The 24,011-nt window shown below is 71.0% G+C and carries 23 protein-coding genes; 19 read left to right on the forward strand and 4 right to left on the reverse strand.

Translation table 11 applies throughout. The features are described from left to right. Positions 1–40 precede the first annotated feature (40 nt). The 6 genes from J4H92_RS06435 (at position 41) to J4H92_RS06460 (ending at position 5,713) form a co-directional block, all read left to right on the forward strand. Positions 41–946 carry a dihydrodipicolinate synthase family protein gene (locus J4H92_RS06435; protein WP_208097337.1) on the forward strand — a complete coding sequence of 302 codons (906 nt, stop codon included), beginning with the start codon at positions 41–43 and terminating at the stop codon, positions 944–946. 19 nt (positions 947–965) lie between these two features. After that, entirely contained in the window at positions 966–2,060 is a 1,095-nt protein-coding gene (locus tag J4H92_RS06440) for a proline racemase family protein (RefSeq protein WP_208097340.1), read from the forward strand. A gap of 40 nt (positions 2,061–2,100) precedes the next feature. Continuing rightward, positions 2,101–2,862 carry an SDR family NAD(P)-dependent oxidoreductase gene (locus tag J4H92_RS06445; protein ID WP_208097342.1) on the forward strand — a complete coding sequence of 254 codons (762 nt, stop codon included), beginning with the start codon at positions 2,101–2,103 and terminating at the stop codon, positions 2,860–2,862. After that, a complete protein-coding gene (locus J4H92_RS06450; RefSeq protein WP_208097344.1) occupies positions 2,862–3,602 on the forward strand; it encodes an SDR family NAD(P)-dependent oxidoreductase in 741 nt (246 codons plus the stop codon). Before J4H92_RS06445 ends, J4H92_RS06450 begins: the two co-directional genes overlap by 1 nt. 37 nt (positions 3,603–3,639) lie before the next feature. Continuing rightward, positions 3,640–5,016 (forward strand): NAD-dependent succinate-semialdehyde dehydrogenase, encoded by a 1,377-nt coding sequence (locus tag J4H92_RS06455; protein WP_208097346.1) that lies wholly within the window; start codon positions 3,640–3,642, stop codon positions 5,014–5,016. Between the two features lie 103 nt (positions 5,017–5,119). Next, positions 5,120–5,713, forward strand: coding sequence for a short chain dehydrogenase (locus tag J4H92_RS06460; RefSeq protein WP_208097348.1), 594 nt, complete (start codon positions 5,120–5,122; stop codon positions 5,711–5,713). Between the two features lie 163 nt (positions 5,714–5,876). On the opposite strand, the gene J4H92_RS06465 is transcribed toward J4H92_RS06460, so the two are convergent. After that, a complete protein-coding gene (locus J4H92_RS06465) occupies positions 5,877–6,620 on the reverse strand; it encodes a FadR/GntR family transcriptional regulator (protein WP_208097350.1) in 744 nt (247 codons plus the stop codon). Positions 6,621–6,709: 89 nt separating this feature from the next. Here J4H92_RS06465 and J4H92_RS06470 point away from each other — a divergent pair, with 89 nt between their 5' ends. Continuing rightward, positions 6,710–7,591 carry a carbon-nitrogen hydrolase family protein gene (locus J4H92_RS06470; protein WP_208097352.1) on the forward strand — a complete coding sequence of 294 codons (882 nt, stop codon included), beginning with the start codon at positions 6,710–6,712 and terminating at the stop codon, positions 7,589–7,591. Between the two features lie 80 nt (positions 7,592–7,671). Further along, entirely contained in the window at positions 7,672–9,021 is a 1,350-nt protein-coding gene (locus J4H92_RS06475) for an amino acid permease (RefSeq protein ID WP_208097353.1), read from the forward strand. Positions 9,022–9,055: 34 nt separating this feature from the next. On the opposite strand, the gene J4H92_RS06480 is transcribed toward J4H92_RS06475, so the two are convergent. Continuing rightward, positions 9,056–9,910, reverse strand: coding sequence for a Sir2 family NAD-dependent protein deacetylase (locus J4H92_RS06480; RefSeq protein ID WP_208097355.1), 855 nt, complete (start codon positions 9,908–9,910; stop codon positions 9,056–9,058). Between the two features lie 42 nt (positions 9,911–9,952). Continuing rightward, complete coding sequence (locus J4H92_RS06485; protein WP_208097357.1) at positions 9,953–10,732, reverse strand: SDR family NAD(P)-dependent oxidoreductase; 780 nt, start codon at positions 10,730–10,732, stop codon at positions 9,953–9,955. Positions 10,733–11,144: 412 nt separating this feature from the next. Between J4H92_RS06485 and J4H92_RS06490 the strand changes: the two genes are divergently transcribed. The 9 genes from J4H92_RS06490 to pyrE all read left to right on the forward strand — a co-directional run bounded on the left by J4H92_RS06490 (position 11,145) and on the right by pyrE (position 20,127). Beyond that, a complete protein-coding gene (locus tag J4H92_RS06490) occupies positions 11,145–11,642 on the forward strand; it encodes an Atu1372/SO_1960 family protein (protein WP_208097359.1) in 498 nt (165 codons plus the stop codon). A gap of 26 nt (positions 11,643–11,668) precedes the next feature. After that, a complete protein-coding gene (locus J4H92_RS06495) occupies positions 11,669–12,820 on the forward strand; it encodes a branched-chain amino acid ABC transporter substrate-binding protein (protein ID WP_208097361.1) in 1,152 nt (383 codons plus the stop codon). Positions 12,821–12,904: 84 nt separating this feature from the next. Next, positions 12,905–13,810: a branched-chain amino acid ABC transporter permease gene (locus J4H92_RS06500; protein ID WP_208097363.1), complete on the forward strand. Its 906-nt coding sequence runs from the start codon at positions 12,905–12,907 to the stop codon at positions 13,808–13,810. A gap of 4 nt (positions 13,811–13,814) precedes the next feature. Then, positions 13,815–15,677 carry a branched-chain amino acid ABC transporter ATP-binding protein/permease gene (locus J4H92_RS06505; protein WP_208097365.1) on the forward strand — a complete coding sequence of 621 codons (1,863 nt, stop codon included), beginning with the start codon at positions 13,815–13,817 and terminating at the stop codon, positions 15,675–15,677. Between the two features lie 2 nt (positions 15,678–15,679). Then, complete coding sequence (locus J4H92_RS06510; RefSeq protein ID WP_243752087.1) at positions 15,680–16,396, forward strand: ABC transporter ATP-binding protein; 717 nt, start codon at positions 15,680–15,682, stop codon at positions 16,394–16,396. A gap of 49 nt (positions 16,397–16,445) precedes the next feature. Then, complete coding sequence (locus tag J4H92_RS06515) at positions 16,446–17,183, forward strand: FadR/GntR family transcriptional regulator (RefSeq protein WP_208097369.1); 738 nt, start codon at positions 16,446–16,448, stop codon at positions 17,181–17,183. Then, on the forward strand, positions 17,180–18,718 hold the full coding sequence (locus J4H92_RS06520; RefSeq protein ID WP_208097371.1) for a gamma-glutamyltransferase family protein: 1,539 nt from the start codon (positions 17,180–17,182) through the stop codon (positions 18,716–18,718). The genes J4H92_RS06515 and J4H92_RS06520 overlap by 4 nt, the downstream gene beginning before the upstream one ends. 61 nt (positions 18,719–18,779) lie before the next feature. Then, complete coding sequence (locus J4H92_RS06525) at positions 18,780–19,562, forward strand: sulfite exporter TauE/SafE family protein (RefSeq protein WP_208097373.1); 783 nt, start codon at positions 18,780–18,782, stop codon at positions 19,560–19,562. Positions 19,563–19,572: 10 nt separating this feature from the next. Beyond that, entirely contained in the window at positions 19,573–20,127 is a 555-nt protein-coding gene (pyrE, locus tag J4H92_RS06530; RefSeq protein ID WP_208097374.1) for an orotate phosphoribosyltransferase, read from the forward strand. 6 nt (positions 20,128–20,133) lie between these two features. On the opposite strand, the gene J4H92_RS06535 is transcribed toward pyrE, so the two are convergent. Next, entirely contained in the window at positions 20,134–20,940 is an 807-nt protein-coding gene (locus J4H92_RS06535; protein ID WP_208097376.1) for an HAD-IIA family hydrolase, read from the reverse strand. A 55-nt stretch (positions 20,941–20,995) separates the two neighbouring features. Between J4H92_RS06535 and pgm the strand changes: the two genes are divergently transcribed. Both pgm and pheA read left to right on the forward strand, forming a co-directional pair. After that, positions 20,996–22,645, forward strand: a complete 1,650-nt coding sequence (gene pgm, locus J4H92_RS06540; RefSeq protein WP_208097378.1) for a phosphoglucomutase (alpha-D-glucose-1,6-bisphosphate-dependent) — start codon at positions 20,996–20,998, stop codon at positions 22,643–22,645. Positions 22,646–22,855: 210 nt separating this feature from the next. Continuing rightward, positions 22,856–23,809, forward strand: a complete 954-nt coding sequence (gene pheA / locus J4H92_RS06545; protein WP_208097380.1) for a prephenate dehydratase — start codon at positions 22,856–22,858, stop codon at positions 23,807–23,809. Positions 23,810–24,011 lie beyond the last annotated feature (202 nt).

Here is a 24,011-nt window from a genome sequence, read left to right on the forward strand (position 1 = left end):
CGACGACGATCAATACCCCATCGAGAAGGAACAGACCATCATGACCCGCAAGAACGCGAACCTCACCGGCGTGCTCGCCGCGATCCCCACGCCCTTCACCGAGGACGGAGCCTCCATCGACCCCGCGGGGATCGCCGCGCAGATCGAACGCCTGGTCGCCGGCGGCGTGCAGGGCGTGGTGCCGACGGGCACCTCGGGGGAGTTCACCAGCCTCACCCCGGAGGAGTATCGCGAGGTGATTCGGCTCAACGTCGAGGCCGCGGCGGGCCGCATCAGCGTGGTCGCCGGGATCGGGCACACCTCGACGGCGGGCGCGGTCGAGCTGGCCCGCTACGCCGAGGAGGTCGGCGCCGACGCGGTGATGGTCGTGCCGCCGTTCTACGATCCGCTCTCCTTCGAAGCGCTCAAGGCGTTCCTGACGACCGTCGCCGGGGCCATCGGGCTCCAGATCATGTACTACAACGTACCGGGGGCGACCGGCATCGCGCTCGACGCGGAACAGCTCGCCGAGCTGGGCGACATCGACGGCGTCGACTACTTCAAGGACACCTCCGGCGACGCGGTCTCGCTCACCGATGTGCTCACCAACCGGACCGAGCGCATCACCGCGTTCAACGGCTGGGACACGCTCACCTTCCTGGGCATCGCGCTCGGGGCGAGGGGATCGGTCTGGGGCGTCGCCTCCGTCGTCCCGGCGCAGGCCGCCGAGCTGTTCCGCGTGCTCACCGTCGAGAAGGACCTGGAGCGCGGGCGCGAGCTGTGGGGGCCGCTCTGGAACCTCAGCGACGTGCTCGAATCGGTCAACTATCCCGCGGGGCTCAAGACGGCGCTCGAACTGCTGGGCACCCCCGTGGGGCCGGTGCGCGCGCCGATCCTGCCGCTCGCCGAGCACGACCGGGCGCGGATCGCCGAGGCGCTGCAGCGCCTCGGCGTGCTCGCAGCGTGAGCCGCGGTACGGTGTCGGCATGATCGCTCTCACTTCCGGGGACCGGGCCGCCCCGTTCGTCGTCGAGACCATCGAGACGCACGCGGAGGGCGAGCCGGGGCGCGTGATCCCGAACGCCGAGCGCTTCGTGCGCGGTGCGACCATGGCCGAGCGCTTCGACCACTGCACGCGGGAGCTGAACGGCCTGCGCCGCCTGCTGCTGCGGGAGCCCCGGGGGTACCCGGCGAGCTGCGGCGTGTTCCTGCTGCCGCCCGTGAGCGCGGACGCGGACTTCGGGATCATCGTGCTGGAGCAGGGCGGGTTCACGCCGATGTCCGGCAGCAACACGATCTGCGCGGTCACCGCGGCAGTCGAGACCGGCATCGTGCCGGTGCGCGGCCCCGACACCGAGGTCGTGATCGACACCGCCGTCGGCACCGTCCGTGCGACGGCCCGGGTCGAGGAGACGGCCGGACGGGTCGCCGTGCGAGCGGTGACGGTCGCCAACGTCCCCTCCTACGCGGTCGCCATCGACCTCCCGTTGGAGGTGCGGGAGTTCGGCGAGATCCTCGTCGACGTCGCCTTCGGCGGGCAGTTCTTCGTGCAGCTGGACATCGCTCAGCTCGGCATCGAGCTCGGGCCGGAGCAGGCGAGGCGCATCACGCGCGCCGCAGCGCTCGTGAAGCTCGCGGCGCTCGAGCAGGTCCCGGTGCGGCACCCGGTGAACCCCGCGATCGACCGGATCGCGATGGTGATGCTGCACAACGGCGACCGCTCGCCCGGCAAGCAGGCGAGGAACGCGAACGTCCTCACCAGCGCTCCGATCCTGCCCGACCGCGAGGAGAGCTGGACGGGTGTGCTCGACCGTTCGCCGTGCGGCACGGGCACCAGCGCACGCATGGCCGCCCTGCACGCGCGCGGGCAGCTCGCCGTCGGCGAGGACTTCTCGCACCGCAGCATCATCGACAGCGAGTTCGTGGGACGGCTCGTCGGGGAGACCGAGGTCGGCGAGCACCGAGCCGTGCTGCCGACGATCACCGGCCGCGGCTGGATCTCCGGCCGCGCGACGTGGCGGCTCGATCCGAGCGACCCGTACCGCGAGGGCTACACGCTCGGCGACATCTGGGCCGCGTGAGCCGCCCATGGAGATCACCACCAACCAGGACGGAGCGCAGATGAGCAGATTCGCAGGCAGGACCGCCCTGGTCACCGGCGGAGGAGGCGGGATCGGCTCGGCGACGAGCCGCCGGCTCGCGACCGAGGGCGCGCACGTCTTCGTCGCGGATGCGGTCGGGGAGCACGCCGCCAGGGTCGCCGCCGAGATCCGAGACGCGGGCGGGCTGGCGGAGGAGCTCGTCTTCGACCTGACCTCGGCCCGGGCGTGCCGCGAGGCGGTCGCCTCCGTCGAGGCGCGAACGCCGCGCGGCGCCGTCGACGTGCTGGTCAACAACGCCGGGGCAATGCGCCGCGGCGCACTGCTCGACACGAGCGAGGCCGACTGGGAGACGAGCTTCGCGGTGAACGTCGACGCGCTCTTCCACATGTGCCGCGCCGTCCTCCCAGCCATGATCGCTGCGGGCGGCGGCGCCGTCGTGAACACCGCCTCGCAGTGGGGCCTCACCCCCGCGCCGGGGCATCTCGCCTACAACGTGACGAAGGCCGCCGTGGTGTCGTTCACCAAGAGCCTCGCGCGGGACTACGCGCCAGCGAAGGTGCGCGTGAACGCCGTCTGCCCGGGGGAGATCCACACCCCGATGCTCGAGAAGGGCGTCGCCGAGAAGGGGCGGACGATCGCCGACCTCGACGCGCTCGTGCCCTTCGGCCGCATCGGCCGCCCCGACGAGGTGGCCGCGCTGATCGCCTTCCTCGCCTCCGACGAGGCGGCGTTCGTCTGCGGATCCTGCGTCGAGATCACCGGCGCGCAGGCGGTGGCGTGATGGACGATCTCGCGGGGAGGCGAATCCTCGTCACCGGCAGCTCGCGGGGCATCGGGCGCGCGACCGCGGCGCTCGTGCACGCCCGTGGCGCGCGCGTGGTGGTCCATGCCCGCGCGGCCTCCCCGCACACCGACAGCCTGCTCGCGGAATTCGGCGACCGGGGAGCGCTCGTGACCGGGGAGCTCGACGGGATCGCCGGCGCGGCGGCGGTATGGGACGGGGCCGTCGCGGCTTTCGGCGGCATCGAGGTGCTCGTCAACAACGCGGGCGCCTGGATCCCCTCGGAGGTCGATCGGGAGGAGGCCTGGCAGGCCGGCTGGGAGGCCAACCTCGGGCTCAATCTGACGGCGCCGGCGGAGCTCTGCCGGCGCGCGATCCTCGACTATCGGGAGCAGGGCGGCGGCATCATCGTCAACCTCGCGAGCCGCTCCGCGCACCGCGGCGACGACGCCGGGCACCTCGCCTACGGCGCAGCCAAGGGAGGGCTGCTCGCCCTCACGAAGGGCATCGCCCGGGGCTACGGACGCGACGGCGTGCTCGCCTACGCGGTCGCGCCGGGCTGGGTGGCCACGGATCTCGCCGCGGGCGCCGTCGAGCCCGCGGTGCTCGACGGCCTCCCGCTCGGGGAGGTCACGCCCGCGGCTGACGTGGCGGAAGTCATCGCGTTTCTCGCAACCGGTCGCGCGAGACACGCCACAGGTGCCACCATTGATGTCACCGGCGCCGACTACGTGCGCTGAGTTACGTACGCCGGTACAGAACAGGAACAGATAAACCATGGCGAAGTATCGAGTTCAGAACCCCGCGACGGGTGAGATTGTCGAGACCTTCGAATCAGCGAGCGACGCGCGCGTCGAGCAGCATCTCGCGGCGGCCGATGCCGCCTATCGCGAGTGGCGCGAGCGGAGCGTGCAGGATCGCGCGGCGGTCGTGAAGCGCGTCGCCGAGATCTTCGCGGAGCGCCGCGACGAGCTCGCGCGGATCATCGCGCTCGAGATGGGCAAGTCGATCGCGGAGAGCCTCGACGAGGTCGATTTCGCGACGGACATCATCGAGTACTACGCGGTGCACGGCCCCGCGCTCATCACCGACTACGAGATCCCGAGCACGATCCCGGGCAAGGCGATCGTCGAGCACCTGCCGATCGGCGCGCTGCTCGGCGTGATGCCCTGGAACTTCCCCTACTACCAGGTGGCGCGCTTCGCCGCGCCGAACCTCGTCCTCGGCAACACGATCCTGCTCAAGCACGCCGACATCTGCGCGCGCTCGAACCTCGTGATCCAGGAGATCTTCGAGCAGGCGGGCGTGCCGGTCGGCGGCTACCAGGCCGTGTTCACGTCGCACGAGCAGATCGCGACCATCATCGCCGACCCCCGCGTGCAGGGTGTCTCGCTGACCGGTTCCGAGCGGGCGGGCGCGATCATCGGCGCGCAGGCGGGGCAGCATCTCAAGAAGTGCGTACTCGAGCTCGGCGGCATCGACCCCATGGTGGTGCTCGACGCCGACGATCCGGCCGAGGTCGCCCGCACGGCGTGGGAGTTCCGCACCTACAACGGCGGGCAGGTGTGCAACTCGAACAAGCGCCTCATCGTGATGGCCGACATCTACGACGAGTTCGTGGCCGAGCTGGTGCGCCTCGCCGACGGGCTGCGGCCGGGCGACCAGCTGGGCCTGGGCGAGGGCGAGTTCGTACCGCTCTCGACCCGCGCTGCGGCCGAGACCGTGAACGCCCAGGTGCAGAAGGCCGTCTCCGAGGGCGCCCGCCTGCTCGCGGGCGGCGTACTGTCCGAGGGGCCGGGCGCCCACTACTCGCCGGCGGTGCTGGTCGACGTGCCCCGCGACTCCGAGTCGTATCGCGAGGAGATCTTCGGGCCCGTCGCCACCGTGTACAAGGTGCACAGCGATGAGGAGGCGCTGGAGCTCGCGAACGACTGCTCCCTCGGGCTCGGCGGCTCCGTGTTCTCCGCAGATGAGGCCCGCGCGGCCCGCGTCGCCTCGCGCCTCGAGGTCGGCATGGCGCACGTCAACATCATCGCGGCGGAGGCGGCCGAGATCCCCTTCGGCGGTGTGAAGCGTTCGGGCTTCGGCCGCGAGATGGGGCCGATCGGCATCGGGGAGTTCGCCAACAAGCGCCTCTACTTCGTCGCGAAGTAGCGGCCGGAACGGCTCCGAGCGCGGGGCAGCGGACCCGGCAGCGGGTCGCGCGGCCCCGCGCTCGGCGCATCGGAGACCATCGGAGGGAAGCGAGGAGCGCAGTATGAGAATCCTGATCGTGGGTGCGTCGGGGCATGTCGGGTCGGCGGCGGCCCGGGCCCTGCAGCCGAGGCACGAGGTGATCGGCGTCAGCCGCAGCACCCGGCCGGCCGTCGACCTGCTCGACCCCGCGTCGGTCGAGCGGCTCTTCGCCGGGCTCGGCGAGGTCGACGCCGTGATCTCGGCCTACGGGTCCGCCCCCTTCAAACGGGCCCCGGAACTCTCGGCCGAGGATCTCGAGGCCGCCTTCCGCGGCAAGGTGCTGAGCCAGCTGAACCTGCTGCGAATCGGCCTGGACCACGTGCGCGACGGCGGCTCCGTCACGCTCACGACCGGGATCCTCGCCCGGGAGCCCGTCCCGACGGGATCGGCCGCCGCGCTGGCGAACGGCGCGGTCGAGGCCTTCGTGCGCTCCGCGGCGGGCGAGCTGCCGCGCGGGATCCGCCTGAACGCGGTGAGCCCGACCGTGCTCGCCTCCGCGCCGGCGTACTTCGACGCGTTCCCAGGATTCGAGCCGGTCTCGGACGAGCGGGTCGGCCAGGCGTTCGTGCGCGCCGTCGAGGGCATCGCGAACGGGCGGGTCTACGAGCTCGACTGAGTGCCCGCGCGTCCCTTCCGAGGTGCTCAGCAGCTCCGACTGAGATTGCGTTTCAGGCGGAGGTTTTCGAGCGAATATCTCAGCCTGAAACGCAATCTCAGCCCAAAGTGCACTGTGCGGGTAGGTTCGCCGATGGGGAGCGCGCGGCGCGGCGCCCGCGGGCTCAGCGGGGCAGCGCCACGAACATCTCGTGGCGCAGCGCGTCGACATGCGCCCGCGTGATCGCGACGGCCGCGATCGGATCGTGCGCGCGGAAGGCGGCGACGAGCGCGCGGTGCTCGTCGCGCCCCTCCTCGAGCTGCTCCATGGGATAGGGCACGAAGTAGGTCAGGAGCGTCTCGTAGGTCGCGAGGTACACGGGAACTTCCGGGAGCCCGCTGATCTCGGCGCAGAGGTGGTGGAAGCGGCTGTCGGGGACATGGTGCTCCAGCCAGTTCTCCGCCCGCTGCGATGCGAGGATCAGGCGATCGAGCTCGTCGCACTGCTCCGCGGTCGCGTTCAGCGCGGCCTGGTGGGCGATCGCGCTCTCGGTGAGGCTGCGCTGATCGATCAGCCGGCGGACGGCCTGCTCATCCGCCCGATAGGCCGACACCGACGAGTCCTGGAGGTCGGGGGGCGACTCGGTCACGAAGGTGCCGCCCCCGCGGCCCGGGCGGCGGATCAGCACCCCGTCGCCGACGAGGCTCTCGAGCGCGCGGCGCGCGGTGATGGCGCTCACCTCCAGTCCCGAGGCGATGAGATCCGTCCGGGGCAGGCGGGTTCCGGGGCCGAGCAGGCCGTGCTCGATGGAGAGGAGGATGCGCGCGCGCACGGTCTCGACGGCGGAGAGGCGCGTCACCGCCGAAGCGCCCGGAGCGGCGAGCAGGGCCAGTTCGATCCGCGCGTCTTCCTCGGATCGGTCGGTCATGGCTTGAGTCTAGCGACTCGACCCCTTATAGTGTTCATAATGATCATGATCAAAGTGATCAGGTTGAGGGACTGATGAGGGAGTCGGCGATGGCGGAGCGCACGGTCACGGTGGGGCTGGCGCAGCGCGCACCCCTCCCGCTCGGTCGGGGGATCGAGGAGCTGCGCGCCGACGTGCGACGCACGATCCGCGAGCACCCGGGCATCGACCTCCTGGCCTACCCCGAGCTCCACCTGTGCGACACGGAGCACCTCCCCGAGGCCGAACGCAACGCGGCGCTCGAGGACGCCGCGGTGACGCTCGACTCCGACGAGGTCTCGGACCTCGGTCGTATCGCCGCCGAGAACGGGGTCTGGTTCTGCCCCGGCAGCATCGGCGAGCGCGGCCCGGACGGCGGGTTCTACAACACCCAGCTGCTCTTCGACCCGGCCGGACGGCTGCGGTCGTCCTACCGCAAAATGTTCCCCTGGCGGCCGTTCGAGCCGCACGACCCCGGCACGGAGTTCGCGGTGCACGAGCTCGACGGCGCGGGGACCGTGGGGCTCTCGATCTGCTACGACGCCTGGTTCCCCGAGCACTCGCGGCAGCTCGCGTGGCTGGGCGCGGGGCTGATCCTGAACATCGTCCGGACCACGACGCCCGACCGCGAGCAGGAACTGGTGCTCGCGCGCGCGAACGCGATCGTCAACCAGTGCATGGTCGCGAGCGTCAACTGCGTCGGCCCGTCCGGGCGCGGGCGGAGCATCATCGTCGACGCCGAGGGGTTCGTGGTGTGCGAGGCGGGCGTCGGGGAGCAGACCCTGGTCGCCGACTTCGATCCCGCCGCGATCGCGCGGGTGCGGGAGCGGGGAACCATGGGCAGCAATCGCATGTGGGAGCAGTTCCGCGCCGGAGACCCAGAGATCCCCCTGCCGCTCTACGGGGGCCGCATCGCTCCCGACGCCTGGAGACCCGGCGACCGCCCGACCTGACGAGCCGCCGCACCGGCTCCGGGCCCAGACCCCCGTCCGACCATCAGAGACCGACACGCCCACAGACAGAGGAGTCAGCTGTGTCCACATCCACCGGATCCGCCAACCAACTCGTTCGCACGCTGCGGCTCCCGTCGCTGGTGCTCTTCGGGCTCGCCTACCTGACGCCGCTCATCGTGCTCGGCATCTTCGGGGTCATCGCCTCGGAGACCGGCGGCGCCAGCGCCAGCGCCTACCTCATCGCGCTGATCGCGATGCTGTTCACCGCCAACAGCTACGGCCGCATGGCCCGGGCCTACCCCGTCGCCGGATCCGCCTACACCTATGTGCGCCGCACGATCGACGGACGCGTCGGGTTCATGGTCGGCTGGGCGATCCTGCTCGACTACCTCTTCCTACCCATGGTGATCTGGCTGATCGGCGGATCCTATCTCCAGGCTCAGTTCCCCGGCATCCCGATGCCCGTCTGGATCCTCGGATTCATCCTCATCACCAGCGCGCTCAACATCATCGGCATCAAGGTGGCGGACCGCACGAACCTGGTGCTGATGACGTTCCAGATCCTCGTGATCGCCTTCTTCGTCGCCCTCTCGATCGCACAGGTCGTGCGCGCCGACGGCGCCGGCGGGCTGATCAGCGCCTCCCCCTTCGTCGGCATCGACGCCGGATTCGCGGGCATCGCCGGCGGCGCCGCGATCGCGGCCTACTCGTTCCTCGGCTTCGACGCCGTCACGACGCTCACGGAGGAGACCGTGGAGCCGCGCAAGACGGTGCCCAAGGCGATCATGCTCGTCGCGCTCATCGGCGGCGGCATCTTCGTGGTGGTCTCCTACGCCACCCAGCTCGTGCACCCCGGCGGCGTCTTCGAGAACTCCGATGCGGCGGCGTTCGAGATCGCGGTCGCGATCGGCGGCAACCTCTTCGGCGCGGTGTTCCTCGCGGCGCTCGTGATCGCGCAGTTCACCTCCGGCCTCGCGGCGCAGGCGGCGGGCAGCCGACTGCTGTACGCGATGGGGCGCGACGGGGTGCTGCCGCGACGGTTCTTCGGGGCGGTGAACCCCCGCTTCCGCACCCCGGTGCTGAGCATCCTGGCGATCGCCCTCGTCGGACTCATCGCGACCTTCATGGACGTGGCGACCTCGACCTCGTTCATCAACTTCGGCGCCTTCATCGCCTTCATCATGGTCAACCTGTCGGTCGTGGTCCACTGGGCGAAGGCCCGGAGGCGCGGCGAATCGCTGCACCCCGTGCCCTACCTCGTGTTCCCGGTGATCGGCATGATCGTGATCGCGGTCCTGCTGGTGCAGCTCGATCTGAACGCGATCACGCTCGGCTCGGTCTGGCTGCTGCTGGGGCTGCTGGTGCTCGCGATCACGACGCGCGGTTTCCGACGGCAGCCGCCCGAACTCGCCGTGGACGAGGCCGAGTAGGGGCGGGAAAGCGGGCGGCGCGGCGCCCGCCGGCTCAGGCGCCGAGCCGGGCGCCGAGTGCGCCCAGCCACTCGCTGGTGCCGCCCTCGACGCGGACCCGCACCGAGGGCCGTCCGTCGATCGCGGTCGCTCCGCGGTTGATCACGGCGATCGGGATCCCGCGCTGCTCGGCGCGGTGCACGAGGCGGATGCCGGTGTTCACCGCGAGCGAGGAGCCCGCGACCAGCAGCGCGGCGGCGGCTCCGACGATCCGCTCCGCGTGCGCGAACACGCCGCTCGGCACGTGCTCGCCGAAGTAGACGACGTCGGGGCGCAGCATCCCGCCGCAGGCCGGGCAGACGGGGACTCGGACCCCCTCGGTCCCCGTGACCGCCGCATCGCCGTCCGGGGTGATCTCGGCGTCGGCGTGGCGCTCGGCGAATCCCGGGTTCGCGACATCGAACCAGTCGAGCACCTCGCTCCGGCTGAAGCGGTGGTCGGTCTCGACGCAGCGGATCACCGAGCCGTTGCCGTGCAGCTCCGCGAGCTCGATCGATCCCGCCCGGCCGTGGAGGCCGTCGACGTTCTGGGTGACGACCCCGGTGAGGCGACCGGCGGCCTCGAGGCCGGCGGCGGCCCGGTGCCCCTCGTTCGGCTCGACGTCGGCGGTGCGCAGGGCGCCCACCCGTGCGCCCGCCCAGAACCGCCGGCGGTACGGCTCGTCGCGCGTGAACTGGTCGATGCTCATCGGCCGCCGCGGCGGCCTGCCGGCGCCGCGGTAGTCGGGGATGCCCGAGTCGGTGCTGATCCCCGCGCCGGTCAGCAGGGCCGCCGGGCCGTCGGCGAAGAGGTCGGCGAGTTCGTCGAGCTGGGGCCCTGCCGGGCGCGGGCCCGGATCGTCGAAGTCCATACCGTCCAGCCTATGCCGGGCGGATCCGCGGTCTCCGCCCGTTCAGCCCAGGAACCGGCGCAGGTCGGGGTAGCCGGTGGTCGCCCAGGCTCCGTCGACGACCAGGTTGTCGCCGGAGATGTAGGAGGCGTCGTCGCTCGCCAGGAAGAGGGCGGCGGCCGCGATCTCGCTCGGCTCCGCGGGGCGTCCCGCGGGGATGCGCTCGAGGTAGGCCTCGTCGACCCCCGGGATCTCGCGGAGTCCGGCGGTGAGCGGCGTCGCCACCAGGCCCGGTGAGACCGTGTTGACGCGGATGCCGTGCTCGGTCAGCTCGAGGGCCGCCTGCCGGCCCAGCATGGCCGCTCCGGCCTTCGAGGCGGTGTACCCGACGCCGAAGTGCATCGGGACCAGCGAGTTCAGCGAGGCGACGTTGACGATGGCGCCGGGCTTCTGCTCGGCGATGAAGCGCCGGGCGGCCAGGCGGGTGCCGAGGAACGCGCTGTACAGATTCAGCTTGACGGTGAAGTCCCAGTCCTCGTAGGAGATGTCGAGCAGCGATCCGGCCTTCGAGCCGCCGGCGACGTTGAACAGGGCGTCGAGGGTGCCGAACTCGTCGACGGCCCGGTCGATCACCGCCGAGAACTGCGCCTCGTCGGTGACATCCGCGACGACGCCGACGGCACCCGCGCCGAAGGCGTCGGAGACTCCGGCGACGGCGGTCTCGTTGATGTCGACGGCCACCACCTTCGCCCCCTCGCGGAGGAGGCGTTCGGTGATCGCGGCGCCGATGCCGGAGACGCCTCCGGTGACGATCGCGATGCGTTCGTTGAATCGTTCGGACATCGTGGCTCCTCGTTCTTCGCTCTGGATGACGTGCCCCTCAAGCCTATGCACGGCGACGGCGTCGGAACAGCCCCGATCCGTTCCGATCGCTCCGTCCGGAGCGGGTGATCGGGGCTCGTGCGGCCCGGTTTCTCTCCCGGATTGTCACGGCCGTGTTTCGACTCGGCAAAATCTTGCGCACCTCACACCGGCGACGAGGCGCCCTCGCGGCCCGTCTGATTTTTGTTTTGAGCAGGGATTTATTGATGGCACCGGCGACATTCCGCGTTGAGAATATATTGCCACCACCCCTTCCGTTGCGCGTCCGCGCTTGCTACGGTGTTGGCCAGTCGGTCATTTGGTCTGACCAATGAGGGCGATGAGTCGCCTGTCCGACTGCTCACAACCCCTACTGATCCTGAAGGAGATAACGGTGTCTGTTTCCCATGAAGCCCGCGCGGCGGAGCTCGGTCTCGAAATTCCCGACTACAGCGACGGCGGCTATCACGGCACGTTCTACGGCACGATGAAGGCGTTCCACCGGACGGGCAACCTCCTGTTCCTCTCGGGTCACGTGGAGGACGCGCTCGGAAAGAACGGCCAGCCGATTCACGCCGGGCGCCTCGGCGTCGAGGTCACGGTCGAAGAGGGGTACGAGGCCGCGCGCCGTACGGCCCTCAACTGCCTGGGCACCATCCGCCTGGCGCTCGGATCCCTCGATCGCGTCAAGTGCCTGGTGAACTCCCTGAACTTCGTGGTCGCCGGGCCGGACTTCGTCGATGTCAACCTGGTCTCGAGCGGGGCCACCGACCTGTTCCGCGACGTCTTCGGCGAGGAGAACGGGCTCGGCGGCCGCGCAACGATCGGCGTCACCTCCCTGGCGGCGAACCACTGCTTCGAGAACTGGCTGACGATCGAGACCGTCGATTGAGCCCGGCTCTCGGACGGAGAAGACCGATGAAGAAACAAGGAATCGCGGGTATCGCGGCGGTCGGCGCCGCGGCGCTGCTCCTCGCGTCCTGCGCGTCGGACGGCGGCGGAGACGGCTCGGGAGGCGCCTCGGAGGACGCGATCCCGCTCGCCTACACCGCCACGCTCTCGGGAGACTTCGCGAGCTACGGTCTCGAGATGCGCGAGGGCATCGACCTCGCCGTCGAGGAGATCAATGCCGACGGCGGCGTGCTCGGCCGCGACCTCACGACGACCGAGGTGGACGACGAGGGCAAGCCGGCGAACGGCCCGGTGATCGCGCAGCAGTTCTGCGACGACGACGCCATCCCCGCGGTGCTCGGCTTCAGCTTCTCGAGCGTCGCGCTGTCGGGACTGCCGGTCTACACCCAGTGCGGTCTGCCCGTGGTGGCGTCGGCGGTCACCTCTCCCGAGCTGAGCGGCGCGAGCGAGGTGTTCTTCCGCACGGTGTTCACCGACGCCTATCAGGGCGCGGAGGCGGCGAACTTCATCGCCGAGCACCGCGAGGTGGAGCGCGTCGCGGTGCTCTACCAGCAGGACGACTACGGCAAGGGGGTCGCCGACGCCTTCACCCAGGCCTTCGAGGCCTCGGGCGGATCGGTCACCAGCTCGCAGGCCTACCAGCTGGGCACGGTGAACTTCGGCAGCGTGGTGGGCACCGCGCTCGGCGACGCGCCCGACGCGGTCTTCATCGGCGGTTTCTACACCGAAGCGGCGAAGATCGTCACGCAGATCCGCGACTCGGGCTCGGATCTCCCGGTCTTCGCCTCCGACGGCTCGGCGAGCCCGACGTTCCTGGATCTCGCGGGCGACGATGCGGAGGGCGTCGAGGTCTACTCGGCCTTCTCGGCGACGGACTCGCGGCCCGAAGCCGCCGCCTTCGTCGAGGCCTTCAACGCGAAGTACGGCAAGGACCCGTCCTCCTGGGCAGCCCTCGCCTACGACGCGACCCACATCGTCGCGGACGCGATCGATCAGGCCGGCGGCACGGACCGCGCAGCGGTCGCCCAGGCCATCGGCGAGACGGCCGACTTCGCGGGCGCCTCCGGCACGATCGGCTTCGACGCGGACGGCAACCGCGTGGGCGAGCTCACCTTCCAGCGGGTCGAGAACGGTCGGTTCGTCGTCATCACCGAGTAGACGGGGATCGGCGGGCGTCCCGGCAACCGGCGCCCGCCGGCCCCGTCCGAGGCTCATCGAGCGTACGGAGAAGAGAAGCAGCAGATGCAGGAAATCATCAACGGACTCGCGGTCGGGGGGATCTACGGCCTCCTCGCGGTGGCCTTCAGCATCGTCTACGGGGTGCTCGGCATGGTCAACTTCGCCTTCGGCGAGATCTTCATGTTCGGGGCCTTCGGCGCCCTCGTCGCGGGACAGACCAATATCGCGATCGCGGGGGCATCGGTCGACGCACCGGCCCTGCCGACCTGGCTCGCGATCACGATCGGGGTGCTCGCGGGCTCCGCGATCGGCTGGCTGATCGAGCGCATCGCCTATCGGCCGCTGCGCTCGGCGCCGATCCTGTCGATGCTGATCACGGCCATCGCCGTGTCGATGCTGCTGCGGGCGGTGGCCGTCTTCGTCTTCGGAGCGGCCCAGGTGCCGGTGCCCCGGCCCGAGCTCGGCGACGCGGTCGAGTTCCTCGGCGCCCGCGTCCAGCGCATGGACCTCATCGTCTTCGGCGTCGCCGTGCTCGTCACGGCCGCCTTCTGGTCGGCGATCCGCTTCACCCCCATCGGGCGGGCCATTCGCGCGACGGCGGAGGACAAGGACGCCGCCCGGCTGATGGGCATCGGGGTGGACCGCATCATCTCCACCACCTTCGTGCTCGGTTCCGCCATGGCGGCGATCGCGGGCATCCTGTACTCCCAGCGCTACGGCTTCGCCGCCGCCACGATGGGCTTCCTGCCCGGGCTGAAAGCGCTCGTGGCCGCCGTGCTCGGCGGCATCGGCAGCATCCCCGGCGCCTTCCTCGGCGGACTCGTGCTCGGGGTCAGCGAGGAGCTGGCCGCCTCCTACGTCCCGCAGGGCTCCGCCTACCGCGACGTGATCGCGTTCGCCGTGCTCGTGCTCATCCTGTGGCTGCGGCCGCAGGGCATTCTCGGCCGCCGAGAGGTGCAGAAGGTCTGAAATCATGTCGAACACACGCACCACCCCCATCGTCACGATCAAGCCCGAGCTCGGGCTCCACCGCTGGATCTGGCCCGGCCTCTTCCTGATCGTCGGCCTCATCGCGCCGCTCGCGCTGCCCGGCGACAAATGGATCCGGGTCGCGGCGCTGGCGCTCGTCTACGTCGCCCTCGCCTCGGGGCTCAACATCCTCGTCGGCCTCACCGGGCTCCTCGACCTCGGATACATCGCCTTCTTCATCGTCGGCGCCTACACCACGGCCATCTTCACGGTCAACACCTTCGGCCCCCTGCTGGAGGCCAACCCGCTCGCGCTGTGGTGGATCCTCCCGATCAGCGTGCTCGTGGCGATCGTCCTGGCGGGCATCGCCGGCTCGATCATCGGCTACCCGACGCTCCGCGCCCGGGGCGACTACCTCGCCATCATGACGCTCGGCTTCGGCGAGATCGTGCGCATCGTCTCGATCAACTGGACCGAGTTCACCGGCGGCGCCGTCGGCATCCGCAACATCCCGCCCCTCGGCCTCACCGGTTCCGGGGTGGTCCCGCCCGCGCTCACGTACTACGTGATCTTCGTCGTCGTCGCGATCCTCCTCCTCCTGCTGGCCTCCCTGATCGCCTCGCCGGTCGGCCGGGCCTGGGTGGCGATCCGCGAGGACGAGCTCGTCGCCGCCTCGATGGGCATCCGCACGCGTCGCTACAAGCTGCTCGCCTACGTCGTGGGGGCGTCGACCGCCGGCGTCATCGGCGTCTTCTTCGCCCACATGAATCAGTTCGTGAACCCGGACAGCTTCACGCTCGAGGACAACTTCATCGTCCTCAGCCTCGTGATCCTCGGCGGTGCGGGCACGCTCTGGGGGCCGGTGCTCGGCGCCGTGCTGTGGATCTTCTTCCAGGCGGTCGCGCGCGACTTCTCCGTCGTGCAGGAGCATCCCGAGTTCCGCACGGGCATCCTCGCCCTGATCGTGATCGTGCTCATGATCCTCCGGCCCGGCGGCATCGTCTCGAAGCGTCTCGAGCTGACCCGCGCGAGGGGCGGCCGGGCGGCACCCCCCGCCGCGCTGCACTCGTTCGACGCGTCCGACGACCCGCGACGGACCGACGAGCCGGTGCTCGCGGTCCGCGAGCTGAAGCAGGTCTTCGGCGGGCTCACCGCCCTCGAGTCCGTGAGCTTCGAACTGCGGCGGGGAGAGGTGCTGGGGCTGATGGGGCCGAACGGCGCCGGCAAGTCGACCCTGTTGAACGCCGTCTCCGGGGTGACCCGGGCGACCGCCGGTTCGATCGAGTTCTACGGCGAGCGGATCGAGCAGTTGGAGTCGAGCGCCGTCGCCACGCGCGGCGTCGCCCGGACCTTCCAGACGGTGCGGCTCTTCTGGGACATGACGGTGCTCGAGAACCTGCTCGTCGGCGGACACACGCGTCTGGCCGGCTTCGTCCCGAAGTTCCTCTCGCCGTTCCCGTTCGTCCGCCGCGGGGAGCGCCGCACGGTGGAGGAGGCCGAGGCCGTCCTGGCGTTCACGGACACGTGGGACTGCCGGGATCGCCGCGCCTCGTCGCTCGACGCCTACCAGCAGCGCCGCGTCGAGATCGCGCGCGCGCTCATGACGCGGCCGCGCATGCTGCTCCTCGACGAGCCCGCCGCCGGTTTGAACGAGAGCGAGACGCGGGATCTCGCCAGGCTCATCGCGAGCATCAGAGCGGCCGGCGTCGACGTGATCCTCATCGAGCACGACATGGATCTGCTGATGACGGCTTCCGACCGCATCGTGGTGCTCGATCACGGGGTGATCATCGCGGACGGCCCGCCCGATGAGATCCGCAGGAATCCGGCCGTGCTCGAAGCCTACCTCGGGAGTGATGCGGAATGAGGATGCTCGAAGTCGATGAACTGAATGTTCGCTATGGTGCTGTACGCGCGGTGCGTGACGCCTCGCTGCACGTCGAAGAGGGGGAACTGGTGGTCGTCGTGGGTGCGAACGGCGCGGGGAAGAGCAGCCTGCTGCGCGCCGTCTCCGGGCTGAACCGGCACCGTGGACGCATCCGTCTCGGCGAGAGGGACATCTCCTCGGTGCGCGCCGAGCGCCGCACCCGCCTGGGGCTCTGCCTCGTCCCCGAAGGCCGGCATATCTTCGGGCGCATGACCGTCATGGAGAACCTCCAGGTCGCGCGCTGGGGTGCGGGGAGCCGGCGCTCCGACGAGATCGCGCGGGTGTTCGGGATGTTCCCGCGCCTGGAGGAGCGCAAGCACCAGGTCGGGGCGACCCTCTCGGGCGGCGAGCAGCAGATGCTGGCCCTGTCGCGAGCGCTGATCCGCCGCCCCCGGCTGCTCATGCTCGACGAGCCCTCGATGGGACTCGCCCCCAAGATCGTGGCGCAGATGTTCCAGATCATCCGGGAGATCCACGAGTCCGGCACCAGCGTGCTGCTCGTCGAGCAGAACGCGCGCATGTCGCTCTCCATCGCGGATCGAGGCTATCTGATGGAGACCGGTGCGCTCTCCGGCGGCGGAGACGCGGGCGAGATGCTCGCCGACGAGCGACTCCACGAGACGTACTTCGGCAAGAACGGGACCGGTGCCGGCACGTGAGGCATCCGGCGGGGCACACGATACGAGCGGCGAGAAGAGGCGCAGAGTGATGGACTGGAGTTCGATCAGCAGGGGAGACACGCTGTCGGTGCCCGACCGTCTCTCGGTGGACCTCGAGCGGCTGATCCTCGAGGGCGAGCTGGCCCCGGGCGAGCGGCTGCCCGCCGAGCGCGAACTGGCGACGCACCTGGGGGTCTCGCGCGTCTCGATCCGCGAGGCGCTGCGCGAGCTGGAGAACCGCGGGCTCATCGACCGCCGGCCCGGACGCGGCACCATCGTGCTGGCGCCGGGCGAGAACGCCAGGATCGGCGACGGCGCACTCGGGATCGTCGCCTCGCTGCGGCCGGAGCTGCACGACATCATGGAGCTGCGCGTCATCCTCGAGCCGCCGATCGCGCGGATCACCGCGAGCCGGGCCACGCCCCGGGACCTCGCGCAGCTCCGCGAACTGGTCGAGGCGATGGAGATCGACGTCTCGAAGGAGCGCTACGCCGAGCTGGACCGAGCGTTCCACCAGGCCATCGCCCAGTACACGCACAACCCGCTGCTCACGCTGATCAACGAGCAGATCGCCCAGCAGATCGCGCCGAGCCGGGCCAGCCGATATCAGACCAAGGCGCGTCGGGCGGCGTCGAGCGCGGCGCACCGCCGCATCTACGAGGCGATCGCGGCCGGAGACGGTGCCCTCGCCGAGCAGGAGGCCCGCGAGCACGTGCTCGGCATCAGCCACGAGATCGCGCGCGCGGCGAGCTCCGCCCCGCGTCCCGGGGCGGAGGCCGGTCGATGACGCCGAGCACGCGCCCGCGCGGCGCCGTCTCCACCTCGCATCATCTCGCCACCGAGGCCGGGGCCGCCGCGCTCGCGGCCGGGGGAAACGCGATCGACGCCGCGCTCGCCGCCGCCGCGACGCTGTGCGTGGTCTATCCCAACAACGTCGCGCTCGGCGGAGATCTCGTCGCCCTGGTGCGCAGCCCGTCCGGGGAGGTCCGGTTCCTCAACGCGACCGGCGAGGCCCCGTCCGGGCAGAGCCTGGAGACGCTGCGGAGCCGGTACGGCGACCGGCTCCCGCTCCGGGGGATCGACACGGTCACGGTGCCGGGCGGCGTCCGCGGCTGGAGCGCCCTGCACGAGTACGGTGCGACCCGGTCGTGGGCCGAGCACTTCGAGGCGGCGATCCGCCACGCCTCGGGCGGGCACCCGACCGCGCGCTCCGTCGCCGCGGCCCTGATCGACGAGGCCGAGACGCTGCAGCGCGATCCCGGCTGCGCGGAGGTGTTCTTCCCCGGGGGCGAGCCGCTGCGGCGGGGCGAGCCGCTCGTGCAGGCCGCGCTCGCGGAGTCGCTGGAGCGACTCGCCGCAGGCGGCGCGGCCGAGTTCTACGAGGGCGAGCTCGCCCGGCGGTGGGTGGACGGCCTGCAGCGCCTCGGATCGAGGATCGCCGAGGACGACGCCCGCGCCTACCGGGCCACGTGGGAGGAGCCGCTGGAGGGGGCCTTCCGCGGCCTGCGCGTGCTCACCGGTCCGCCGAACACCTCCGGTTTCATTCTGCTGCGCGCGCTGGCCGCGATCGAGGCCGGCATCGCGGACCCGCTCGGCGACGGCGCCGGAGCGCTGGCCGAGGCGCTGCGCGCGGGCAACGCGGTGCGGGCTGCGGCGCTCGCCGATCCGCGCTTCGGCGGCGCGGACGGCGCGGCCCTGATCGCCATGCCCGAACCGGAGGAGACGGCGTCGCGCCCCTCGAAGCCGAGCGGAGACACCGTCGGGCTCAGCGCCGTCAGCGCGGACGGCTGGGCGGTCTCGCTCGTCAACTCCGTCTACTACGGCTTCGGGGCGGCCGTCCTCGACCCCCGGACGGGGATCCTCTTCCAGAACCGGGGCACCTCCTTCTCCCTCGACCCCGCGTCGCCCAACGTCTTCGCGCCCCGCAAGCGGCCCAGGCACACGCTGATGCCGGTGCTGGTGCTGCGCGGCGACGAGATCGCCTGGGTGCCGGCGACGATGGGCGGCTCCGCGCAGCCGCAGATCCACGCCCAGCTCCTGCTGCGCTCCCTCGAGGGAGCCGCACCGGAGGAGGCGACACACGCCCCGCGCTGGATGGTGCGGGAGCCCGAGGACGGGATCGCGCGGGTGACCCTCGAAGCGGACGTGCCCCGCGGCGTGCGCGCGGCGATCGAGGCCGCGGGGTTCCCCGTCGACACCGTGCCGCCCCGCACGGAGGATCTCGGCCACTCCAACCTCATCCGCGTGGATCCCCGTGGCTACTCCGCGGCGAGCGATCCGCGCTCCGACGGATCGGCTATGGTCGTGACCGGTGCGCGCTGACCCGAGGTCCGGGCGGACCGTCCCGGCGCAAGACCACACAGACAGAGGCAGAGACCCACGCATGAACCAGCCCCAACGCCCCGGCGTCATCCCCCTCGTCGCGATCGGGATCGCGGCCGGCGCCCTCTCGGGCATGTTCGGCATCGGTGGCGGCACCATCATCGTGCCGGCGCTCGCGCTGTGGCTCGGCATGAACCAGAAGCTCGCCGCGGGCACCTCGGTGGCGGCGATCCTCCCGACCGCCGTCGTCGGCGCGATCAGCTACGCCCTGCAGGGCAACGTCGACTGGATCGCCGCCCTCTGCCTCGCCCTCGGCATCGTCGGCGGCGCGCAGCTCGGCACCTATCTGCTCGCCCGTCTGCCGATCCGGGCGATCCAGTGGTCGTTCATGATCTTCCTCGCCGCGATCATCGTCAGCCTCTGGATCATCGTGCCGCAGCGCGAGGATCAGATCGCGGTGACCTGGGTCACCGGGATCCTCCTGGTGCTGACGGGATTCGTCACCGGCATCATCTCGGGACTCGTGGGCGTCGGCGGCGGCATCGTCGTCGTGCCGGTGCTGATGTTCTTCTTCGGCTCGAACGATCTGGCCGCCAAGGGCAGCTCGCTGGTCATGATGATCCCCGGCTCGATCTCCGGCACCCTCGGCAACTTCCGGCGCCGCAACGTCGATCTGCGGGCGGCGCTGATCGTCGGCGTCTCGGCGAGTGCGACGGTGCCGCTCGGCTCGCTCCTCGCCGGTGCGGTCGACCCGTTCATCGGCAACATCCTCTTCTCGCTCTATCTCGCGTTCATCCTGACCCAGATGCTCCTCCGGCAGCTCCGCGGGCGCCGGGCGAAGTAGACTCGATCGCATGACCAGCGCGCGCGAACAGCTCATCGAACTCATCCGGGACGAGGCCGTGTTCCACGGCGACTTCACGCTGACGAGCGGCAAGAAGGCGAGCTACTACATCGACCTGCGCAAGCTCAGCCTCGACCATCGCGCCGCGCCGCTGATCGGCCGGGTGATGCTCGACCTGATCGCCGACATCGACGGCGTCGTCGCCGTGGGCGGGCTCACGATGGGCGCCGATCCGATCGCGTCCGCGATCCTGCACCAGGGCGTCGCTCAGGGGCGGGTGTACGACGCCTTCGTGGTGCGCAAGGAGCCGAAGGACCACGGTCGCGGGCGCCAGGTCGAGGGCCCGGATCTCGCGGGCAAGCGCGTCGTCGTGGTCGAGGACACCTCCACCACCGGCGGATCCCCGCTGCAGGCGATCGAGGCGCTCGAGAAGGTGGGGGCCGAGGTCGCCGGCGTCGCCGTGGTGGTGGATCGCCAGGCCCCCGCGAAGGCGCGGATCGAGGCCGCGGGCTACGAGTACCGGTACGCGATCGGCCTTGCAGATCTCGGTCTCGCCCCCCAGTAGCATTCCCTACGGCAGCAGTTCGGCGACCGAGCCCAGCACCTCGTCCGGGCGGAACGGGAAGCGCTCGATCTCGGCCGGGTCGGAGATGCCGGTCAGCACCAGGATCGTGTGCAGGCCGGCTTCCATCCCCGCCACGACGTCCGTGTCCATGCGATCGCCGATCATCGCCGTGTTGTGCGAGTGGGCGCCGATGCGGTTGAGCGCCGAGCGGAACATCATCGGATTCGGCTTCCCCACGATGTAGGGGTCCTTGCCCGTCGCCTTCGTGATCAGCGCGTTGATGGCGCCGGTGGCGGGCAGCGGCCCCTCCGGGCTCGGACCGGTGGCGTCGGGATTGGTCGAGATGAAGCGCGATCCGGCGGCGATGTGCCGGATCGCCTTCGTGATCGCCTCGAAGGAGTAGTTGCGCGTCTCGCCGACCACCACGAAGTCGGGGTCGCTCTCGGTCATCACGAAGCCCGCGTCGTGCAGGGCGGTGAGGATCCCGGCCTCTCCGAGCACGAAGGCCGATCCGCCGGGCTTCTGCTGCTTCAGGAACGCCGCCGTGGCGAGCGCGCTCGTCCAGATCCGATCCTCCGGCACCTCGATGCCGCTCGCCGCGAGCCGGGCGCTGAGATCGCGCGCGGTGAAGATGGAGTTGTTCGTCAGCACGAGGAACGGGCGATCCGTCTCGCGCCAGTGGCGGATCAGCTCGGCCGCCCCGGGAATGGCCCGGTTCTCGCGCACGAGCACGCCGTCCATGTCGGTGAGCCAGCACTCGACGTCGTCGCGGCGCGGGTGGGCCGCCGCCTCCTGCGCGGGGACTTCGCTCATGGCTCAAGCGTATCCCCTCCGTGCGCATCCCGTCCTCGCGTGGCAGAATATGGGCATGCACGAACGCGCGGGGCAGCGGGCACAGGACGACGATCTCATCGACCTCGACGGGCTGCTGCGCGCATTCGTCGAGATCGTTCCCGACCCGTCGGATGCGGGGCAACGCGTGTCGTTCGGCACCTCCGGGCACCGCGGCACGTCGGTGAACGGCTCGTTCAACGAGGCGCACATCGTCGCGATCAGCCGGGCCATCGCCGAGTACCGCGCGAGTCGGGGCATCGCGGGGCCGCTGTTCATCGGCGCCGACACCCATGCGCTGTCCGCCCCCGCCGAGCACACCGCGCGCGAGGTGCTGTCGGCGGCGGGCGTGAGGGTGCTCGCGAAGGCGGGGAGCGGCGACGAGGTGTTCGTGCCCACCCCGGCGGTCAGCCACGCGATCCTCGCGCACAACCGCAACCGCGCTCCGGACGATCCCGATCGGGCCGATGGCATCGTCGTCACGCCGAGCCACAACCCGCCGGGAGACGGCGGCTTCAAGTACAACCCCCCGCACGGCGGCCCGGCCGACACCGACGCGACGGGATGGATCGCGGCCCGCGCCAACGAGCTGCTCGCCTCCGGCGTCCGGGAGGTGCCGCGAGCCTCGGAGGACGGCATCGGCGGCGAGCCGGTGGGCCGCTACGACTTCCTCGGCAACTACGTCGAAGCGCTCGGCGAGGCGATCGACCTCGCGGCGATCCGGGAGGCGGGCGTGCGGATCGGCGCGCACCCCCTGGGCGGGTCCAGCGTCGCCTACTGGGCGGCCATCCGCGATCGTCATGAGCTCGACCTCACGGTGCTCGGGCCGGGCGTCGATCCCCGCTGGGCCTTCATGCACCTCGACTGGGACGGCAGGATCCGCATGGACCCGAGTTCCCGGCAGGTGATGCAGACCGTCGCCGCCTACCGCGACGACTTCGACCTCGTGATCGGCAACGATGCCGACGCCGATCGGCACGGGATCGTCACCCGCGACGCCGGTCTCATGAACCCCAACCACTTCCTGGCGGTCGCCGTCGACTATCTGCTCTCCCACCGGCCCGACTGGCCGGCGGAGGCAAGGGTCGGCAAGACCCTGGTGTCGTCGGCGATCATCGACCGGGTCGTGGCCTGGCATCGTCGCTCGCTGCTCGAAGTGCCGGTCGGCTTCAAATGGTTCGTGCCCGGGCTCAGCGACGGCGGCGTCGTCTTCGGCGGCGAGGAGAGCGCGGGCGCCTCGTTCCAGCGCCTCGACGGCAGCGCCTGGAGCACCGATAAGGACGGCATCCTGCTGGGCCTGCTGGCGGCCGAGATCCAGGCGGTGACCGGCCAGTCTCCCTCCGAGCGCTACCGCGTGCTGACGAAGCGCTTCGGCGCGCCGGCCTACGCCCGCACCGATGCTCCGGCGACCCCCGACCAGAAGGCGGCGCTCGCCGCGCTGACCCCGGAGGCGGTCACCGACACCGAGGTGGCGGGGGAGCGGGTCACCGCGATCCTCACCGAGGCCCCGGGCAACGGCGCGCCGATCGGGGGGCTGAAGGTCCAGACGAAGAACGCCTGGTTCGCCGCCCGCCCGAGCGGCACCGAGGACGTGCTGAAGATCTACGCCGAGTCGTTCCGGGGCGAGGACCACCTCGCCGAGGTGCAGGCCGCGGCGCGCGCCCTCGTCGCCCGCGCGACCGCCTGACGACCTCCCTCTTGGCGCCGGCGCTGTCCCGTAGGGGAGCAGCCGGGGCGGGGCGCCTCGCTTCTGGCTTGCATCGAGAGGCGGGGCGGGGTCTCTCGCTTTTGTCACCTGTGGGGCTGAGCGGTGTGGCCCGCTTCGTGGCCACACCGCGAAGACCCTCCGAAGGGATGAAAGCGAGAGACCCCGCCCAGCCGAGGGTACGCTTGACGCATGCCCGAAACGACCGCCGCGACCCGCCGCTACAGCTATCTCGGCCCGGCCGGCACGTTCACCGAGGCCGCGCTGCGCCAGGTCCCGGAGGCGGCCGGCCAGGAGTGGCAGCCGGTGGCCAACATCGGCGAGGCGCTGAACGACGTCGTGACGGGCTTCAGCGACGCGGCGATGATCGCGATCGAGAACTCCATCGACGGCGGCGTCGCGGTGGCGCAGGACGCGCTCGCGACGATCCCGGATCTGCGCATCGTCGGCGAGTACCTGGTTCCGGTGCGCTTCGTGCTCGTGGCCAGACCGGGCACGCGCCTGGAGGACATCTCCGTGATCGCCGCGCATCCCGTCGCCTACGGCCAGTGCCGTGCCTGGCTCGACGATCAACTGCCCCGCCACCGGCATCTGCCGACCACCTCGAACGTGCAGGCCGCCGCGGATCTCTTCGGCGATGCGGGGGTGGACGCGGCGATCGCGCCGCCCGGCATCGAGCAGCACTACGACGTGCGGGTCCTCGCGGAGGGCATCGCCGAGAATCCGGACGCGGTGACGCGCTTCGTCCTCGTGAGCCGCACCGGGCCCGTCGGGCAACCGTCGGGCGCCGACAAGACGAGCCTCATCGTCGAGCTGCCCGAGGACCGTGCGGGCACCCTGCTCGAGCTGCTCGAGCAGTTCGCCACCCGCGGGGTGAACCTCACGCTGCTCGCCTCCCGCCCCATCGGCGACCGCATGGGCCGCTATCGCTTCGTGATCGACGCCGAGGGCCACGTGCTCGACGAGCGGGTGGCCGACGCGCTGCTCGGCGTGAAGCGCTTCAGCCCGAAGGTGGTGTTCCTCGGCTCGTACCCGCGGGCGGATCGCGTGGCCGCGACCACCTACGACGTGCACGACGACGATCGGTTCCGGGAGGCCAGGGACTGGTTGCGGGGGATCATCAGCGGCGTGTCGGACGACGCCTGACGGCTGCTTCGCGGCGCCCCGATCCCGGCCCTGCGAGTGCGGATCGCATTGACGAGTGCGGATGGGCTGGACGGCGGATCCGATCCGTACTCGTGAAAAGGATCCGCATTCGCGGTGCGGAGCCTCGCTCGCGCGCGTGATCCGGCCGAGCGGCGGCGGGTTTGTCTGTGGCCGCGGGTAGCATGGGTGCGTGGCTACCGCA

Origin of the sequence: Leucobacter weissii, assembly GCF_017565745.1 — a bacterium.
In the GTDB taxonomy this organism is placed as follows: domain Bacteria; phylum Actinomycetota; class Actinomycetes; order Actinomycetales; family Microbacteriaceae; genus Leucobacter; species Leucobacter weissii.

Coding starts and splice junctions, on each gene's coding strand:
- J4H92_RS06460 (WP_208097348.1), top strand. CDS start 5,120: ATGAGAATCCTGATCGTGGGTGCGTCGGGGCATGTCGGGTCGGCGGCG.
- J4H92_RS06535 (WP_208097376.1), bottom strand. CDS start 20,940: ATGAGCGAAGTCCCCGCGCAGGAGGCGGCGGCCCACCCGCGCCGCGAC.
- J4H92_RS06525 (WP_208097373.1), top strand. CDS start 18,780: ATGAACCAGCCCCAACGCCCCGGCGTCATCCCCCTCGTCGCGATCGGG.
- pgm (WP_208097378.1), top strand. CDS start 20,996: ATGCACGAACGCGCGGGGCAGCGGGCACAGGACGACGATCTCATCGAC.
- J4H92_RS06465 (WP_208097350.1), bottom strand. CDS start 6,620: ATGACCGACCGATCCGAGGAAGACGCGCGGATCGAACTGGCCCTGCTC.
- J4H92_RS06435 (WP_208097337.1), top strand. CDS start 41: ATGACCCGCAAGAACGCGAACCTCACCGGCGTGCTCGCCGCGATCCCC.
- J4H92_RS06515 (WP_208097369.1), top strand. CDS start 16,446: ATGGACTGGAGTTCGATCAGCAGGGGAGACACGCTGTCGGTGCCCGAC.
- J4H92_RS06505 (WP_208097365.1), top strand. CDS start 13,815: ATGTCGAACACACGCACCACCCCCATCGTCACGATCAAGCCCGAGCTC.
- J4H92_RS06495 (WP_208097361.1), top strand. CDS start 11,669: ATGAAGAAACAAGGAATCGCGGGTATCGCGGCGGTCGGCGCCGCGGCG.
- J4H92_RS06470 (WP_208097352.1), top strand. CDS start 6,710: ATGGCGGAGCGCACGGTCACGGTGGGGCTGGCGCAGCGCGCACCCCTC.
- pheA (WP_208097380.1), top strand. CDS start 22,856: ATGCCCGAAACGACCGCCGCGACCCGCCGCTACAGCTATCTCGGCCCG.
- J4H92_RS06500 (WP_208097363.1), top strand. CDS start 12,905: ATGCAGGAAATCATCAACGGACTCGCGGTCGGGGGGATCTACGGCCTC.
- J4H92_RS06520 (WP_208097371.1), top strand. CDS start 17,180: ATGACGCCGAGCACGCGCCCGCGCGGCGCCGTCTCCACCTCGCATCAT.
- J4H92_RS06510 (WP_243752087.1), top strand. CDS start 15,680: ATGCTCGAAGTCGATGAACTGAATGTTCGCTATGGTGCTGTACGCGCG.
- J4H92_RS06480 (WP_208097355.1), bottom strand. CDS start 9,910: ATGGACTTCGACGATCCGGGCCCGCGCCCGGCAGGGCCCCAGCTCGAC.
- J4H92_RS06485 (WP_208097357.1), bottom strand. CDS start 10,732: ATGTCCGAACGATTCAACGAACGCATCGCGATCGTCACCGGAGGCGTC.
- J4H92_RS06450 (WP_208097344.1), top strand. CDS start 2,862: ATGGACGATCTCGCGGGGAGGCGAATCCTCGTCACCGGCAGCTCGCGG.
- pyrE (WP_208097374.1), top strand. CDS start 19,573: ATGACCAGCGCGCGCGAACAGCTCATCGAACTCATCCGGGACGAGGCC.
- J4H92_RS06440 (WP_208097340.1), top strand. CDS start 966: ATGATCGCTCTCACTTCCGGGGACCGGGCCGCCCCGTTCGTCGTCGAG.
- J4H92_RS06445 (WP_208097342.1), top strand. CDS start 2,101: ATGAGCAGATTCGCAGGCAGGACCGCCCTGGTCACCGGCGGAGGAGGC.
- J4H92_RS06455 (WP_208097346.1), top strand. CDS start 3,640: ATGGCGAAGTATCGAGTTCAGAACCCCGCGACGGGTGAGATTGTCGAG.